Annotated in this window: 1 protein-coding gene; it reads right to left on the reverse strand. The window is 63.9% G+C overall.

The window, feature by feature from the left end; translation table 11 throughout:
* Positions 1–143: 143 nt before the first annotated feature.
* Positions 144–1,235: an IS5-like element ISPa8 family transposase gene (locus ACN8M7_RS25895; RefSeq protein ID WP_023445144.1), complete on the reverse strand. Its 1,092-nt coding sequence runs from the start codon at positions 1,233–1,235 to the stop codon at positions 144–146.
* Between the last annotated feature and the right edge of the window lie 89 nt (positions 1,236–1,324).

Raw genomic sequence — 1,324 nt, forward strand, 5'->3', positions numbered from 1 at the left:
CAGCCTGTTGAAATTCGCTGTGATGACTGCGAGCACTGCGTTGTAGCGGCAGTGCTCGCGGCCACGCGCTCTTGCTCAGGGCGTCGAGCAGGTGAAGTAGCCCGATTTCACAGGTGCCGGGCGCACCTTCCCCGTCAACGCGCTCATGCCATTGAGCCTGTAGCCAGCAGCTTCGGCAGGCGCACCAGGTTGCTTGCCGCCATGGCCAGCTGGAACAGCGCGTCGACACGCTCAAGTCCGCGTTGCTTCACCTGGCGCAGCCCGGCCGCCGCCTTGAGCCAGCCGAAGTGGGTTTCGATCCAGGCGCGAATCTTCAGGCTCAGACCATAGCCGGCGTGGCGCGTGGTACGGCCATCGATGGCGCTGCGCCGACCATTGGTGTTCTGCGCAACATGGGGTGTCACGCCGAGGGCACGACAGGCGGCCACGAAGTCTGCCGTGTCGTAAGCCTTGTCCGCGGCCAGGGTGCGTCGACGGCGACCACCCAGCTTGCTCAGCATCGCCAGCGCGGCTTCGCGTTCGCCATGGCCACCGGCCAGAGTCACATGAGCACTGCGCACCAGGCCACTGCGGTGTTCCATCAGCACATGCCCCATGTAACTCAGCTGCGCGCCGGTGTTGTGGCTCTTGCGGTACAGCCGGGCATCCGGATCGCTGGTCGAGGCGTGGGTGTCGTTGCTGCGCTTGTGCCCCTTGAAGTCCGGCTGGGCATTGCGCGGGCCGGGGCCCGGGTCGTCTGGCGTATCGTCCTTGGGACGGAAACTCTTCTGAGAGGCCCAGGCTTGCAGCAATGTGCCGTCAACCGAGAAGTGCTCATCCGAGATCAGCCCCTGCTTCTCCGCCAGGCGCACCACCTCGTTCAGAAACTCGGCGGCCACTGCCTGGGCATTGAGGCGGTCACGATTCTTCGAGAAGACCGAGTGATCCCACACCGGATCATCAATGGCCAGGCCGACGAACCAGCGGAACAGCAGGTTGTAGCCCAGCTGTTCCATCAGCATCCGCTCGCTGCGCAGCGAGTAGAACAACTGCAGCAACTGCGCCCGCATCAGCTTCTCGGGGGCGATCGAGGCGCGGCCGGTGTCGGCATACAAGGTGTCGAACAGGGCGCTCATCCGCTGCAGAGCGGTGTCTGCCAGCTTGCGGATGGCGCGCAGGGGGTGAGTCGCTGGCACGAAGTCATCGAGCTTGGCGACAGTGAACAAGGATTCCTGAGTGATATCGGCGCCACGCATGGAAATCGGGGTTCCCGGCAGATTGGAGCCGATATCGTAAACCTTACGCCGCAAAGCCAGACAGGGCGTAGGCGAATTTCAACAGGCTG

The sequence above is a fragment of the Pseudomonas spartinae genome (genome assembly GCF_965197125.1).
GTDB lineage: Bacteria > Pseudomonadota > Gammaproteobacteria > Pseudomonadales > Pseudomonadaceae > Aquipseudomonas > Aquipseudomonas composti_A.